Source organism: Nonomuraea roseola (genome assembly GCF_039535395.1).
GTDB lineage: Bacteria > Actinomycetota > Actinomycetes > Streptosporangiales > Streptosporangiaceae > Nonomuraea > Nonomuraea roseola.
In genome coordinates this window covers 4,685,424-4,699,492 of sequence record NZ_BAAAXC010000015.1, presented here as the reverse complement: position 1 = coordinate 4,699,492, position 14,069 = coordinate 4,685,424, and the positions used below count along the sequence as shown (strand labels likewise).

The window sequence follows — 14,069 nt, the reverse complement described above, 5'->3', positions numbered from 1 at the left end:
CCAACCCCGCACCCCGTGCTCGACCCTCGACAGACGCCCAGCCGACGTGGGCTCGGTCGAAGCGGCCACGCGTCGGCGCCCCGAGCACCCAGCCCGACCGAAGCCCCACACCTTCAAGCTGCACCAGCGAAAGGAGCCCTCATGCGCTTCACCGTCCTCGGTGCCACCGGTGGAACCGGTGTGCACTTCGTCCGGCAGGCGCTGGATGCCGACCACGACGTGGACGCCGTCGTCAGAAGACCCGAGGCGCTAGCCGATCGCCATCCCGGGCTGGTCGTCTACCAGGGCGACGTCATGCGCCCCGACACCCTCAAGGAGCCGATCAACGGCACCGACGCCGTCGTCTTCCTGGTCGGGCCGCATTCCACGGGCCCGTGCACGGTCTACTCCTCCGGCGGCCACCATGTCGTCGAGGCCATGCGGGCCACCGGCGCCCGCCGTATCCTCGCCGTCACAGCGGCCCTCGTCGACCAGCCGAACGACACGCTGATCCAGCGGGCCACCCGTCGCATCGTGCGCCGCGTCTTCCGCGAGGCCCAGGCCGACCGGCTCGTGTTCGAGCGGGAGCTCAGGGAGTCGGGCCTCGACTGGACGATCGTCCGTCCGCCTCGCCTGATGGAGGGGGCGGGCAGGGGGGCGTACCGCATGGCGTTCGACACAGGGGTCAGAGGTGGGCTGACGCTCTCGAAATCCGATCTGGCCACGGCGCTGCTCTCCATGGCCGCCGACCCCGCCACCCACGGCCACACCGTCGACATCGCCTACTGACCCCTCCAGGACTCGGCCGAACTTTCCGACGAGGAGCACCTCCCAATGCCGCCCTCCCGGACGACGACGACGCGCCCCAACGGCCGGCCGCCTGTGCACTGCTGACGCCGTCACCCTCCCGCGTCGATCCTGATCTTCCTGCTCGGCGTGTGGTACCTGGCGACCTACTTCGCCGCAGCCAAGGGCAATCCGCTTAACCTGAACACCGTCAACCTCATCCTGCTCGCCACGATCCTTCACTGGCGGCCGGTACGGCTGATCGCCGCCGTCAGGGAGGGCACCCCAGCCGCCTCCGGCGTGCCCGTCCACGCCGCCACACCGCCCCTCCCAAGGCGCAAGAGGGCATCGCCGCCCTCGCGGGGCAAAAGCCTCAGAGCCGGACGAAGACCGTCTATGATCACGCTTTATGGATGACGCTCTCCCCGGCATCAACCCGCACATCCCCAGCGTGGCTCGGATGTACGACTACTATCTGGGCGGAAAAGACAACTTCCCCTCAGACCGGGAGGCCGCCGAGAAGGTGCTGGCCGTCGTCCCCGAGACACGGCAGGCGGCGCGGGAGAACCGGGCGTTCATGCAGCGCGCCGTACGGTATCTGGCCGGTCAGGGCATCAGGCAGTTCCTCGACATCGGAACCGGGCTGCCGACCCAGGGCAACGTCCACGAGATGGCGGGTCCCGACGCTCACGTGCTCTACGTCGACAACGACCCGATCGTGCTCGCGCATGGCAGGGCGATCCTGTCAGGGTCCGAAGGTGTCGACGTGGCGCAGGGCGATCTGAGGTTGCCCGAGGCGATCCTCGACAGCGACGAGGCGCGCAGGCTGCTCGACTTCGACCAGCCGATCGCGATCCTGGTGGTGGCGGTGCTGCACTTCGTCCAGGACGGCGACGACCCTGCCCGCATCCTGGGCAGGCTGAAGGAGCGCGTGGCGCCAGGAAGTCATCTGGTGCTGTCGCACGCCTGCCCGAACCGTCCCACCGAGTCGGAGGACATCGCCTCGGTCTACGACCTGGCCACGGCGCACATCAGACTGCGCACCAGGCAGGAGATCCTGCCGCTGTTCGACGGGCTGGAGTTCGTGGAGCCCGGGCTGGTGAACGTGGCCGAGTGGCGGCCTGAAGTGGCCGAGCTGGCCCCGCTGCAGGGCGTCGGCGACTACCTCCTGGGCGGCGTGGCCAAGAAGCTCTAGGGCTCCGCATTAGTCAGTTACCTGACTCACTATGGACACGAAGGCTCCAGGCCCACTAAGGTCATCACTTAGTTAGCCAACTAACTCAGTTGAAGGAGCATGAGATGTTCGTAGTGACAGGGGCCACGGGGAATGTCGGACGCGAGCTGGTGCAGGTGCTCGCCGACGCCGGTGAGCGCGTGACCGCCGTCTCCAGGCAGCCCGCCCCGGTCCCGCCCGGCGTACGGCACAGCCAGGCCGACCTGGCCGACCCCGCCGGCCTGCGGACCGCGCTGGAAGGCGCCGACGCCCTGTTCCTGCTGGTCGCGGGCGAGGACCCGCAGGCCATCCTCGACCAGGCGAAGAGCGCCGGTGTGCGGCGCGTCGTCCTGCTGTCCTCCCAGGGCGCGGGCACCAGGCCGCACATCTACCGCCACCCCGCCGCCTTCGAGGAGGCGGTGCGCGAGTCGGGTCTGGAATGGACGATCCTGCGGCCCGGCGGCTTCGACTCCAACGCCTACGTCTGGGCCGAGAGCATCAGGACGCACCGCACGGCTGCCGCGCCGTTCGCCGAGGTCGGGCTGCCGACCATCGACCCTGCCGACATCGCGGAGGTCGCGGCGGTGGTCCTGCGCCAGGCGGGCCACGCGGGCCGTACCTATGAACTGACCGGTCCCGCGCCGATCACCCCGCGCGAGCGGGCCGAGGCGATCGGGGCCGCGCTGGGCGCGCCGGTGCGGTTCGACGAGCAGACCCGTGAGGAGGCGCGGGCGCAGATGCTGGCGTTCATGCCCGAACCGGTCGTGGACGGCACGCTGGCCATCCTGGGCGAGCCCACCCCCGAGGAGCAGAAGGTGAGCCCCGATGTGGAGCTGCTCCTCGGCCGTGCGCCCCGCGCTTTCTCCGACTGGGCCGCGCGCAACGTCGCGGCCTTCAGGTGAGCGCGCCGCCGAGCCGGGTCGAGGCCTTTCTGTCCGGGCCGCAGCCGGCCACCCTGACCACCCTCAGGCCCGACGGCTCACCGCACGTGGTGCCCGTGCGCTTCACCTGGGACGCCACCGCCGGCCTGGCGCGCGTCCTGACCAGGGCGCCCTCGCGCAAGGCCAGGAACCTGACCTTCCGCCAGGGCGGCCGCGCCGCGCTCTGCCAGGCGGAGGGGTTCCGCTGGGTCACCCTCGAAGGCGTCGCCACCGTCAGCGCCGACCCTGAACGGGTGGCCGAGGCGGCGCGACGCTACACCGAACGCTACGGCTCCCCGCCGCCGGACCCGCTCGACCGGGTCGTGATCGAGATCGCGGTGGACCGTGTGATGAACCTCAACCTCTGACAAGGACCTGCCATGCCCGTTCAGCCCGTACTCGACTCCACGATCTCCTACAGGGAGCTCGGCGCGGGAGCGCCGATGGTCTTCCTGCACGGCAATCCGACCTCCTCCCACCTGTGGCGGCACATCCTGCCGGCCGTCGGTGAGCCCTGGCGCCGTCTGGCCCCCGACCTGATCGGCATGGGCGAGTCGGGCAAGCCTCCGATCGACTACACCTTCGCCGACCACGCGCGCTACCTGGATGCCTGGTTCGACGCGCTCGAACTCGACCAGGTGGTGCTGGTCGGGCACGACTGGGGCGGCGCCCTGGCCTTCGACTGGGCCGCCCGCCACCCCGGACGCGTGCGCGGCGTCGCGTTCACCGAGACCATCGTCAAGGCGATGTCATGGGAGGAGTTCCCCGAGGGAGGCCGTCCGCTGTTCCAGGCGATCAAGACGAAAGGCGTCGGCGAGACCATGATCCTCGACGACAACGCCTTCCTCGAACAGGGTCTGCCCGCCACCGTCGCCACCCCTCTCAGCCAGGACGACCTCGACGTCTACCGCCGGCCGTACCCCACGAGGGAGAGTCGACTGCCGCTGCTGCAGTGGCCGCGGTCGATGCCGCTGGGCGGGGAGCCCGCCGAGGTGGTGGCCAGGGTCGAGGCGTACGGCGCCTGGCTGGCGAGCAGCGGGCAGGTGCCGAAACTCCTGCTGACCTTCGAGCCTGGGCCGGGGAGCATGATGGGCGAGGAGCTCGTCGACTGGTGCGCGGTGAACATGGCCGCTCTGGAGATCAGGCACCACGACGCGGTCGCCGGGCACCACACTCCGGAGGATCACCCCTTGGCGATCGCGGCGGCCATCGCGCAGTGGGCCGACGACCATCGCCTCCGTTGAATCCGAGACGGCGGCGTCACCCCTCCGTAGGCGCGAAGGCCTGGGCGACGGCCAGGCTGTCCTCGTAGACGTGGTGGCGGGCGACGAGGCCGTCCTCGATCGTGAGGTGCAGGGCGAACCGCGCGCGATAGGCGCGTCCGGTGGAGCGGGCGGTCTGGCGGATCTCGCCGAGCACCACCGCGTCGGCGCCGTCCACGAGGATGCGCTCGATCCGGGTGTCCGCGCCGCCGGGCACGTGGTGCTCGCCGATCTGGCGATAGTGGGCGGCGGCGTCGGCGCGGGTGGATCGGTGACGGATCCACGGGGTGGCGGCGCGGCCGTGCTCAGCCTCGGGCCAGTCGAGCTTCCAGTCGGCGCCCTCGGCGTACAGCTCGGCGATCCGCTCGGGGTCGCCCTCGCCGATCCTGCGCAGCAGTTCCTCGACGGCGGCGCGCGTGGTCGTGGTCGTGGACGTGGACATGGTGTGGCCCCCGGCGTTGGATCGTGCGGAAACAGCCCCATCCTGGCAGCGCGCCGCGACCCTGCGCGATTACCTCCCAGGTAGCCTGCCGCGCCCCCGGCTGATACGCTCCCAAGCGAGCGCTTGGTTCAGAGTCGAAGGGCTGACGCATGAGGTTCTCCACGTTCCACCTCTTCCACCGGTTCGAAGGGCAGAGCTTCAAGGACGTCTACGACTACCACCTTGAGCTCATCGAGCTGGCCGAGGAGCTGGGGTTCGACGGGGTACGGCTGGCCGAGCACCACTTCCGCGACTACGGCGTGGTCCCCAACCTGTTCACCCTGCTCGCCCACGCCGCCGCCCGCACCGAGCGGATCCGCCTGGGCACCGGCATCGTGGTGCTCCCCCTGCACAACCCCGTGCACGTGGCCGAGGAGGCGGCGCTGGTCGACGTGCTCTCGGGCGGACGGCTCGACCTGGGCATCGGGCGCGGCTACCAGAGCTTCGAGTTCGAGGGCTTCGGGATCGACCTGGCCGAGGCGCGCGACCGCTTCAACGAGGCGCTTGAGGTGATCCTCGGGCTCTGGACCCAGGAGTCCTTCCAGCACGAGGGCAAGTTCTACAGGACGGGCGAGGTGTCGCTGACGCCCAGGCCGCTGCAGGCGCCGCACCCGCCCATCCACGTGGCCGCCGTCTCCCCCGAGACCGTCACCATGTACGGCGAGCGCGGCCTGCCCATCCTCGCCGACCCCGCCGCCCCGTTCCGCAAGGTCGTGAAGGCCGCGGAGACCTGGCGCTCGGTCTCTGGCCTGGCGCAGGCCGATCTCGTGGTCGCGCGAAGCGTCTACGTCGCGCCCACCGTCGAGCGGGCGCGCGAGGACCAGGCACGGTTCGAGGCCTCCTTCGACAGGTCCCGGATCTTCAACGAGCGCAGCGCGCCCATCGACCACAGGACGGGCAAGGCCGCGCAGGGCTTCGAGTACTACCAGGACCGCTATCTCAAGGGCGGGACGGTCTCCAACGACTTCCGCTGGGAGCAGCTCGAGGTCATCGGCGACCCCGCCCGCGTGATCGAGCAGATCGGCGTGCTGAAGGAGGCGGGCTTCTCCACGCTGCTGTGCGACTTCGGCAGCACCAGGCCGATGCCGCTGGAGGAGATGAAGAAGGTCATGCGGTTCTTCGCGACCGAGGTGATACCCGCGTTCCAGGAGGCGTGATGATCCACTCGCTGACACTCTCCGACGTCCTGTCCGAGCACGCGCGCAGCCGCCCGAAGGTGACGGCGGTGGTGGACGGCTCGTTGCGGCTCACCTATTCCGAGCTCGACGCCAGGGTCTCACGGCTGGCAGGCGCGCTGGCGGCGCGCGGGGTGGGCGAGGGCGAACGGGTCCTGTGGCTGGGCCAGAACTCGCATGCCGTCCTGGAGCTGCTGCTGGCCTGCTCGCGTCTCGGTGCGCTCTTCTGCCCCGCCAACTGGCGGCAGTCCACCGACGAGCTGCGCTTCGTGGTCGAGGACCTGTCGCCGAGGGTGGTGGTGTGGGAGCGGTTCGAGGCGGCGGCCCCCCTGGCCACCGACGCCTGGGTGGACGACCACGCGGCGCTCGTCGAGGAGGGCAGCCCCTCCGACCTGCCGCCCGTCGACGACGGCGCGCCCGTGCTCGCCCTCTACACCGCCGCCTTCGAGGGACGACCGAACGCCGCCATGCTCAGCAGCGCGGCGCTGCTGGCGCACAGCATGTCGCTGCTGGTGGTCAGGCAGATGGAGCCAGATTTCACCTTCCTCAACAACGGGCCGCTGTTCCACGTGGGCACGATGATGTTCTGCCTGGCCACGCTGCAGATCGGCGGCACGAACGTCTTCACGCCCTCCTTCGACGCCGAGGAGGTCTGCCGGCTGGTCGACGCGGAGAAGGTGACGCAGGCGTTCCTGTTCGGGCAGATGATCGACGCGGTCGCGGCGGCGAACGCGGAGCGCAAGTACGACCTGTCGTCGCTGCGGTTCGTCTCGCACTCGGCGGAGTGGGACGAGATGACCACGCCCGACGACTCGCCATGGTGCAGGTCGAAGATGGGCGGATACGGGCAGACCGAGGTGGGCGGCATGCTCACCTTCCTCGGCCTCGCTCCGGGCGCCGCGGGGTTCGCCGGACGCCCCTCGCCGCTGGTCCAGGTGCGCATCCTGGCGCCCGACGGCTCGGAGGTCGCCCAGGGCGAGGTCGGCGAGATCTGCGCCAGGGGCAAGACGCTCTTCTCCGGCTACTTCGCCAGACCCGAGCTGAACGCGCTGAAGTCGCGGTACGGCTGGCACCACACCGGCGACCTCGGCAGGCGCGAGCAGGACGGCACCATCACCTTCATCGGCCCGAAGCTGCGGATGATCAAGTCGGGCAACGAGAACGTCTACCCCGCCGAGGTGGAGCGCGCGCTCAGGTCGCACCCCGCCGTGGCGGACGCCGCCGTGATCGGCGTGCCTGACGAGCGGTGGCGCCAGGCGGTCAAGGCCGTGGTGGCGCTCAAGGGAGAGGCCTCGGCGGAGGAGCTCGTCGAGCACGTCAGAGGTCAGCTGGCCGCCTACAAGAGGCCCAGGCACGTGGACTTCGTCGAGTCGATCCCGAAGAAGGGCTTCGCCCCCGACTACGACGCCCTGGACCTGGCGCACGGCGGCGGCAACTACCCGGGAGCGTGAGCAGAGGCATCGCCTACGCCGCACAAAGGCGGCCTCCTTTTGAGAGCTGCTGGTAGGTCGAGGACAGCTCCGCCGCCGCCTGGCGCATGGAGATGCTCCCAGGACCCATGATGGCGTGGGTCCTGCCCGCGTGCGCCTGCGGCCCCATCGCGGTCAGCGGCCACCGATGATGAGGATCAGCCTGGCGGAGACGCTATAATCACCATGACTGATAGTCAATATTGGTGACCGAAGAGGAGGGGCTCGTGAACCGGGCCGAACGCAAGAAGGCCGACCCCGACCTCGGCGTCATGGCGGGTCAGGTGCTGTTCTCGCTGCAGAAGGAGCTCTTCTCCGCGCTCGCCGAGCAGGGCCACCCACGGCTGCGCCCGCGCCATGGCGCCGTTCTGGCCTACCTGGACGAGGAGGGCAGCAGGGCCACGGACCTGGCCCAGCAGTCCGGGCAGCACAAACAGGTCATCGGCACGCTGGTCGACGAGCTGGTCGAGCTGGGCTACGTGCGCAGGGAGCCCGACCCCCGCGACCGCAGGGCCAAGCTGGTCATGCCCACCGAGCTGGGGCTCGACCAGATGGTGAAGTCCGACGCGATCGTCGCGGCCATCGAGCGGCGGCACGCCGAGGCCGTGGGCGAGCAGGCCTATGCCGCGTTCCGGCAGGTTTTCAAGCAGGTGGCCGAAGGGCAGCGTGGGCGGCTACGTTGATCCGATGTGCCCCCCGTAGCCTGGCGTCCCCTCGCCCTCATCGCGGCCCTGCTGTCGGCGCTGCTCCTCGCGCTCACCCCGCTGTACGGCTACCACCGCGACGAGCTGTACTTCCGGTTGCTGTCCGAGCACCCCGCGTGGGGCTACGTCGACCAGCCTCCGCTCACCCCGATGCTGGCCAGGCTGTCGATCTCGCTGTTCGGCGACACGCTGACCGGGCTGAGGATCCCCGCACTGGTGTGCACGGCGATCCTGGTCTTCCTGGTCGGCATGATCAGCCGCGAGCTGGGCGGCGACCGCAGGGCGCAGATCCTGGCCGCGGCCGGCATCGGCACCGGCGCGTTCACCCTGATCGCGGGCCACTCGCTGCTGACGCTCAGCGCCGACCTGCCGCTCTGGTCGGCGGCGATCCTGTTCGTGCTGCGGGTCCTGCTCAGAGGCGAGGGACGCTGGTGGCTTGCAGCGGGCGCGGTCATCGGCGCGGCGACCTACAACAAGCACCTGATCGCGCTGCTGGTCATCGGACTGGCCGCGGGTGTGCTGGCGGTGGGCCCGCGCAGGATCCTGCGCGATCCGTGGCTGTGGGCGGGCGCGGGCCTGGCGGTGCTGATCGCCTCGCCCAACCTGGTCTTCCAGGCGGTCAACGGCTGGCCGCAACTGGAGATGGCGGCCGCGCTGAGCGAGGACAAGGGCGCGGAGATGCGCGTGCTGTTCGTCCCGATGCAGATCGTGCTGTTCGGGCCCGTGGTGGCCTTCGTCGCCGCGCGCGGCTGGCTGCGGCTGTGGCGTGACGAGAGGCTGCGCTGCCTCGCGTTCGCCTACCCGGTCGCCGCGGCGCTGACGCTGATCAGCGGCGGCCGGTTCGACTACACCGCCGGGCTGATCATCCTGCTGTTCTGCGCGGGCGTGATGCCTGGGCTCGCCCCCTCGCTGGCGGTCAACGGCACGTTCTGCGCGATCTTCGCACTGCCGCTGATCCCTGTGTCGGTGGTGGGCATGACCCCGATTCCGCAGGTCAACGAGGTCGTGAGGGAGTCGATCGGCTGGCCGGAGTTCACCGGCGCGGTCCGCGCCGCCGTGGGCACGCTGACCCCCGAGGAGCGCGCCCGCGCGGTGCTGCTGGCAGGCAGCTACGGCGAGGCGGGCGCCCTCCACCTGACAGGCGACCTGCCGCCCGTCTACAGCGGGCACAACCAGCTCCACCTGTACGGCCCGCCGCCCGAGAGCGCCGACGTGGCCGTGGTGGTGAAGTATCCACGCAGGCGCATGGAGACGCTCTTCCAGAGCTGCGTGGAGCACGGCAGGGTGAGCAACGAGGCGGGCGTGGACAACGAGTTCCTCGGCCTGCCCGTGCTGGTGTGCAAGGGCCTCAGGACGCCATGGCGCACGGCCTGGCCCCGCTTCCAGGAGTACAGCTGATATTTGACGGAGCGTTCCAATAGAGCCTAGGTTCTGGCCATGGCCAGGACCAAGGAGTTCGATCCCGACCAGGCGCTGCAGGCCGCCATGGAGTTGTTCTGGCAGCGGGGCTACGAGGCCACCTCCATGTCCGACCTCGTCCAGCACCTCGGCATCGGCAGGGCGAGCATCTACGCCACCTTCGGCGGCAAGCGCGAGCTCTACCTGAAGGCCTACGAGCGCTACCTGGAGCAGGGTATCGACTTCGAGAGCCTGCTGTCGGGCCAGGGGCCTGTGCTGCCCGCCGTACGGGAGCTGGTGCGGAGGTTCGCCGACGAGGCCGCGCACGACGGCACCCACCGCGGCTGCCTGGTGGTCAACACCGCGGTCGAGCTGGCCCCTCACGACGAGGAGCTGGCCAGGCGGGTGGAGACCAACTGGGACTACATCGAGAACACGCTCGCGGCGGCGCTGACCAGGGCGCGGGAGCAGGGCGAGCTGGACGGTGCGCAGGACCCCCGCTCGCTGGCCAGGTTCCTGCTCACGGTGCTGCAGGGGCTGCGCCTGATGGGCAAGGGGTCGAACGACGCCGCCAGGCTGCGCGACACCGCCGCGCAGGCCCTTCGCGTGCTCGACCTCACAGGATCGCCAGCGGGCTGACCGGGCTGCCGGTGCCTCCCTCGATCTTCAGCGGGGCCACGACCAGCACGAAGTCGGCGGGGGCCGCCTGAGCCAGCTCCTCCAGCCACAGCATCTCGATCAGGTGCACGCCGTGGCGGTGGAGCAGGATGAGGTGCAGGTCGTCCTCCAGGCTCTCGTCGGCGAGCTGGTCGGCGTTCAGCCCGCCGATGGCGGCGTTGTCGCAGGCCACCGCGGCCACGTCGCGCCCCGCCAGCCAGCGGCCCGCGTCGGGCGCGAGGCCCGGCTGGCCGCTCCAGTAGGTGTCGGGCCAGGTCAGCGGCCAGCCGGTGCGGATCACCGCCACGTCGCCCTGCCGCAGCCCAGGACCGATCTCCTCCAGCAGCGCCGCCCCGATCCTGAAGTCCACCGGCAGGTGCGCCATGCCCAGGTGGCGCGGCACGTCGAAGAACACCCCTCGCGCCACGATCCCGCCGACCTGCTCGATGCCGCAGCGGGCGGCGCCGTACGAGCGGACCCTGGAGGCGGGGTGGCCGTTGTAGAGCTGGTCGCCCTCCCACATGTGGCACAGCGCGTCCATGTGGGTCGTGGTGCCGTGGTGGGTGACGATCAGCGCGTCGTCGGCCATCCGCAAACCCGCCCCGATCGCCCTGGCCCCGGCCGCGTAGTCGCCGCCGTCCACGGACATGAAGTGCTGCGGCAGCGGACGGCCGCGCAGATGCGGGACGGTCGTGGGTGCGCGCGAGGAGGTGGCGCCCCTGATCGGCATCGCCAGGTTGAGCACCTGGCCGGTCCTCGCGCAGGCGAGGGCGTCGAGCACCGTGGCGGGGGTGAGCAGGTTCAGGGTGCCGCGCTGGTCGTCTGTGCCGAAGCGGCCCCAGTTGTTAGGCTCGGATACCAAGCAAGCGCTTCCTTTCATCAGAGGGGTGTCCATGCGACTGGACGACGTGTTCGCGCGGCAGATGGGGCTGGGTGCGGCCTTCGCCGTCCATGTCGACGGCGAGCTGGTGGTGGACCTGTGGGGCGGCGTCGCCGACCGGCGCACCGGCAGGCCGTGGGAGGCGGACACGCCCGTCCTGTCCTACTCCTGCACCAAGGCGGTGACCGCGACCGTCGCCCTGCTGCTGGTCGAGCGGGGGCTGTTCGAGCTGTCGACGCCGGTGGCCGCCCTGTGGCCCGAGTTCTCGGCCCCTGAGGTCACGGTCGAGCACCTGCTCACCCACCAGGCGGGGTTGCCGGCGATCGAGGAGCGGGTGCCCGTCGAGGAGTACGGCGACCAGGCCGCGATCGCCGCCAGGCTGGCGCGCCAGCCGCCGCTGTGGGAGCCGGGCAGCGCCCACGGCTACCACGCGCTGACCTACGGGTTCCTGGTCGGCGAGGTGGTGCGCAGGGTGACGGGCAAGTCGGTCGGCGACCTGGTGGCCGCGGAGATCGCCGGGCCGCTGGGCCTCGACCTGTGGCTGGGCGCCCCCGACGACGTGATCGCCAGAGCCGCCCGCCTGTCCGCCGGCCCCCGCCCCGGCCCGTCCCAGCAGGGCCTCACCGAGGCCGCACCCCTCGCGGAGAGCGTGCCGCCCAGCGAGGCCGAGCAGGCGGCGCGCGATCCGGACAGCCTGATGAACAGGGCGCTCGGCAATCCAGGCGTGCACAGGCTGAAGGGCGGCGCCAACCACCCCGACCTCCTGCGCGCGGGCTGGCCCGCCATGGGCCTGGTCACCACGGCGAGGGCGCTGTCCGGCTTCTACCGGGCACTGATCGCGGGCGAGATCCTCCGGCCCGACACCCTTCGCGACGCACTGCGCCCCAGGGTCTCCGGTCGCGACAGGGTCCTTCTGGTCGACACCTCGTTCGGGCTCGGGTTCATGCTGCCCTCCGAGGGGTTCGCGCCCTTCGCGCCCACCGCCTTCGGCCACGCCGGCATGGGCGGCTTCCTCGGCCTGGCCGACCCCGCGCGCGGCCTGGCCATCGCCTACACCATGAACGAGATGTCGGCGGCCTTCGCGGGCGGCACGGCGGCGTGGGAGCTGACGAAGGCGGTCTACGACGCGCTCTGACCTCACTGCATCGTCACCCCGCCGCTGACCGACAGCGTCTGCCCCGTGATGTAGGCGGCCCGGTCGGTGCACAGGTAGGCCACCAGCCCCGCGACGTCCTCGGGCTCGCCGAGCCTGCGCAGCGGGATGCCCCTGGCGATCTTCTCCACGAGTCCAGGCTCCTGCTCGGCGACCCTCCTCAGCATCGGGGTGTCCGTCGGGCCGGGGCAGACGACGTTGGAGGTGACCTCGCCCTTCGCGGCCTCCCTCGCCAGCGTCTTGGCCAGCCCGAACAGCCCCGCCTTCGTCGCGGCGTAGGCGCCCTCCCCTCCCGAGCCCGCCCTCGCGCCGTCGGAGGAGACGAACACCAGCCGCCCCCACCCGCGCTCGACCATCCCCGGCAGGAGCAGCTTCGCCATGAGCATGGGAGCGCGCAGGTTGACCCGCCACATGAGGTCCCAGTGCTCGGGGTCGCTGCCGGTGAACGGCTCGACGATCGAGAGGCCTGCGTTGTTGACGAGGATGTCCACGGCGCCCGCCGCGGCGCAGAACTCCTCGATCGACGCGGGGTCGGCCAGGTCGACGCGGCGCGCCGTGCCCAGGCCGGCGGGCAGCGCCTGCGCGACCTTCGCCGCGCCCTCCCCCTCGACGTCCGCGACCACCACGCGGGCGCCGAGCGCGGCCAGGTCGGCGCAGACGGCCGCCCCGATCGCGCCCGCTCCCCCTGTGACCACCGCGGTCCTGCCGTCCAGCCGCATACCGTCCATCACCGGCCCGCCTCCCAGACCCGCGCGGCCGTCACCCTGGTCGCCAGCAGGCCGATCGTGTGGTCGAGGACGGCCTGCGCGTAGTCGTCGGGGATCCCCGCCACGGCGTCGGTGACGACGGTGACCCGGTAGCCGAGATTGACCGCCTCGATCGCGAGGCCCTGGATGCCGAGGTTGAGCGACACCCCGACGGCCACCACCCGCGTCACGTCCAGCGACCTCAGCGTCATGTCCAGGCTGGTGCCGGTGAACGGCGAGAACCCGTGATGGCGGCGGCTCTCCAGATCGCCTGGCTCCCACAGCTCGGGCAGCACCTCGACGGCCCCTGTGCCCTCCAGCATGTGGGCGGGGTCCTTGAGCAGGTGGGCGAGGAAGGGGCTGTTGCGGGTGTGCGAGCCCGCCCTGTCGGCGCGGAAGGCCGCCGTGCAGTGGATCACCGGCACGCCCGCGCTTCTCGCCCCGCGCAGCACCTCGGCGGCGTTGGCGACCACTCTCCGCTTGTCGCACACGGCCACCAGCTCGGGAAATCTCGTGACATCGCCGACGACGCCACGCTGCATCTCCATCACCAGGACGGCCGTGCGTTCCATCGACGCCTCCGCGCGTGATCGAGCGCTTGCTTGGTGCACCAAGAGTAACATCTCTCCCTCATTGTGGAAGAAGAGGTGACGTGCGGTGATTTCGCGATGACAGAGCGCGTCATTCCTCTGTCGAGCCGCGCGGTCATCCGCTAGCGTTAGAACACACGAACGGGGACCTGAACGCTGATACCGTCCAGGTCCCTCCCCCACCGTAGAGGGAGAGCATGATGGGCATCAAGGAATCCGGCCTCCAGTTCGTCACGGACATCGAGAACGCCGTGATCGCGTCGAGGGCCGACATGATGCAGGGGCTGGAAGACGTCACCCACCGGATCAACGGGGTGGCGAACAACCTCAAGGAGTTCAAGGCCGAGGTCAGGGCCGAACTGGCCGAGGTCAAGGCCGAAGTGACCGAGATCAGGGCCGAAGTGACCGAGATCAGGGCCGAAGTGACCGAGGTCAAGACCGAAGTGGCCGAGGTCAGGACGGAAGTGGCCGAGGTCAGGACGGAAGTGGCCGAGGTCAGGACGGAAGTGGCCGAGGTCAGGACCGAACTCACGGAGTTCAAGGCCAGCCAGACCGAGTTCAACACCACCGCGATGGAGATCCTCATCGACCTGCAGCGGAGGATTCCCGCCTGATCGCGACATGACGGAGCCCCCGGCCGCGCGTCCGGCCGGGGG

At 70.6% G+C, this 14,069-nt stretch carries 16 protein-coding genes; 12 read left to right on the top strand and 4 right to left on the bottom strand.

Annotated features, from left to right (window positions below; genetic code table 11):
* Positions 1–141: 141 nt before the first annotated feature.
* From ABFX55_RS45775 to ABFX55_RS45755, 5 genes are all read left to right on the top strand, one after another.
* Positions 142–768, top strand: a complete 627-nt coding sequence (locus ABFX55_RS45775; RefSeq protein WP_346130091.1) for an NAD(P)-dependent oxidoreductase — start codon at positions 142–144, stop codon at positions 766–768.
* A gap of 406 nt (positions 769–1,174) precedes the next feature.
* Complete coding sequence (locus ABFX55_RS45770; RefSeq protein ID WP_346130089.1) at positions 1,175–1,960, top strand: SAM-dependent methyltransferase; 786 nt, start codon at positions 1,175–1,177, stop codon at positions 1,958–1,960.
* Positions 1,961–2,064: 104 nt separating this feature from the next.
* Positions 2,065–2,880, top strand: coding sequence for an SDR family oxidoreductase (locus ABFX55_RS45765; RefSeq protein WP_346130087.1), 816 nt, complete (start codon positions 2,065–2,067; stop codon positions 2,878–2,880).
* Positions 2,877–3,266, top strand: coding sequence for a pyridoxamine 5'-phosphate oxidase family protein (locus ABFX55_RS45760; RefSeq protein ID WP_346130085.1), 390 nt, complete (start codon positions 2,877–2,879; stop codon positions 3,264–3,266). Before ABFX55_RS45765 ends, ABFX55_RS45760 begins: the two co-directional genes overlap by 4 nt.
* 12 nt (positions 3,267–3,278) lie before the next feature.
* The gene (locus tag ABFX55_RS45755) at positions 3,279–4,142 is read left to right on the top strand and encodes a haloalkane dehalogenase (RefSeq protein WP_346130084.1); all 864 of its coding nucleotides are present in this window, start codon (positions 3,279–3,281) and stop codon (positions 4,140–4,142) included.
* Between the two features lie 16 nt (positions 4,143–4,158).
* On the opposite strand, the gene ABFX55_RS45750 is transcribed toward ABFX55_RS45755, so the two are convergent.
* Positions 4,159–4,602 (bottom strand): nuclear transport factor 2 family protein, encoded by a 444-nt coding sequence (locus tag ABFX55_RS45750; RefSeq protein WP_346130082.1) that lies wholly within the window; start codon positions 4,600–4,602, stop codon positions 4,159–4,161.
* A 149-nt stretch (positions 4,603–4,751) separates the two neighbouring features.
* Here ABFX55_RS45750 and ABFX55_RS45745 point away from each other — a divergent pair, with 149 nt between their 5' ends.
* From ABFX55_RS45745 to ABFX55_RS45725, 5 genes are all read left to right on the top strand, one after another.
* Positions 4,752–5,798: an LLM class flavin-dependent oxidoreductase gene (locus ABFX55_RS45745; RefSeq protein ID WP_346130080.1), complete on the top strand. Its 1,047-nt coding sequence runs from the start codon at positions 4,752–4,754 to the stop codon at positions 5,796–5,798.
* Positions 5,798–7,267, top strand: coding sequence for an AMP-binding protein (locus ABFX55_RS45740; protein WP_346130078.1), 1,470 nt, complete (start codon positions 5,798–5,800; stop codon positions 7,265–7,267). The genes ABFX55_RS45745 and ABFX55_RS45740 overlap by 1 nt, the downstream gene beginning before the upstream one ends.
* 245 nt (positions 7,268–7,512) lie before the next feature.
* Positions 7,513–7,968: a MarR family transcriptional regulator gene (locus ABFX55_RS45735; protein WP_346130076.1), complete on the top strand. Its 456-nt coding sequence runs from the start codon at positions 7,513–7,515 to the stop codon at positions 7,966–7,968.
* Between the two features lie 6 nt (positions 7,969–7,974).
* The gene (locus ABFX55_RS45730) at positions 7,975–9,387 is read left to right on the top strand and encodes a glycosyltransferase family 39 protein (RefSeq protein ID WP_346130074.1); all 1,413 of its coding nucleotides are present in this window, start codon (positions 7,975–7,977) and stop codon (positions 9,385–9,387) included.
* A gap of 39 nt (positions 9,388–9,426) precedes the next feature.
* Positions 9,427–10,026 carry a TetR/AcrR family transcriptional regulator gene (locus tag ABFX55_RS45725; RefSeq protein WP_346130073.1) on the top strand — a complete coding sequence of 200 codons (600 nt, stop codon included), beginning with the start codon at positions 9,427–9,429 and terminating at the stop codon, positions 10,024–10,026.
* Here ABFX55_RS45725 and ABFX55_RS45720 read toward each other — a convergent pair.
* Entirely contained in the window at positions 10,004–10,906 is a 903-nt protein-coding gene (locus tag ABFX55_RS45720; protein WP_346130071.1) for a cyclase family protein, read from the bottom strand. The two genes, ABFX55_RS45725 and ABFX55_RS45720, sit on opposite strands and share 23 nt — an antisense overlap.
* A 31-nt stretch (positions 10,907–10,937) precedes the next feature.
* Here ABFX55_RS45720 and ABFX55_RS45715 point away from each other — a divergent pair, with 31 nt between their 5' ends.
* Positions 10,938–12,059, top strand: a complete 1,122-nt coding sequence (locus tag ABFX55_RS45715) for a serine hydrolase domain-containing protein (protein ID WP_346130070.1) — start codon at positions 10,938–10,940, stop codon at positions 12,057–12,059.
* Between the two features lie 2 nt (positions 12,060–12,061).
* Here the strand turns inward: ABFX55_RS45715 and ABFX55_RS45710 are convergent, their stop codons facing one another.
* A complete protein-coding gene (locus tag ABFX55_RS45710) occupies positions 12,062–12,805 on the bottom strand; it encodes an SDR family NAD(P)-dependent oxidoreductase (protein WP_346131450.1) in 744 nt (247 codons plus the stop codon).
* Complete coding sequence (locus ABFX55_RS45705) at positions 12,805–13,395, bottom strand: cysteine hydrolase family protein (RefSeq protein ID WP_346130069.1); 591 nt, start codon at positions 13,393–13,395, stop codon at positions 12,805–12,807. The genes ABFX55_RS45710 and ABFX55_RS45705 overlap by 1 nt, the downstream gene beginning before the upstream one ends.
* 215 nt (positions 13,396–13,610) lie before the next feature.
* On the opposite strand from ABFX55_RS45705, the gene ABFX55_RS45700 reads away from it, so the two are divergent.
* Positions 13,611–14,027, top strand: coding sequence for a DUF1664 domain-containing protein (locus ABFX55_RS45700; protein WP_346130068.1), 417 nt, complete (start codon positions 13,611–13,613; stop codon positions 14,025–14,027).
* Positions 14,028–14,069 lie beyond the last annotated feature (42 nt).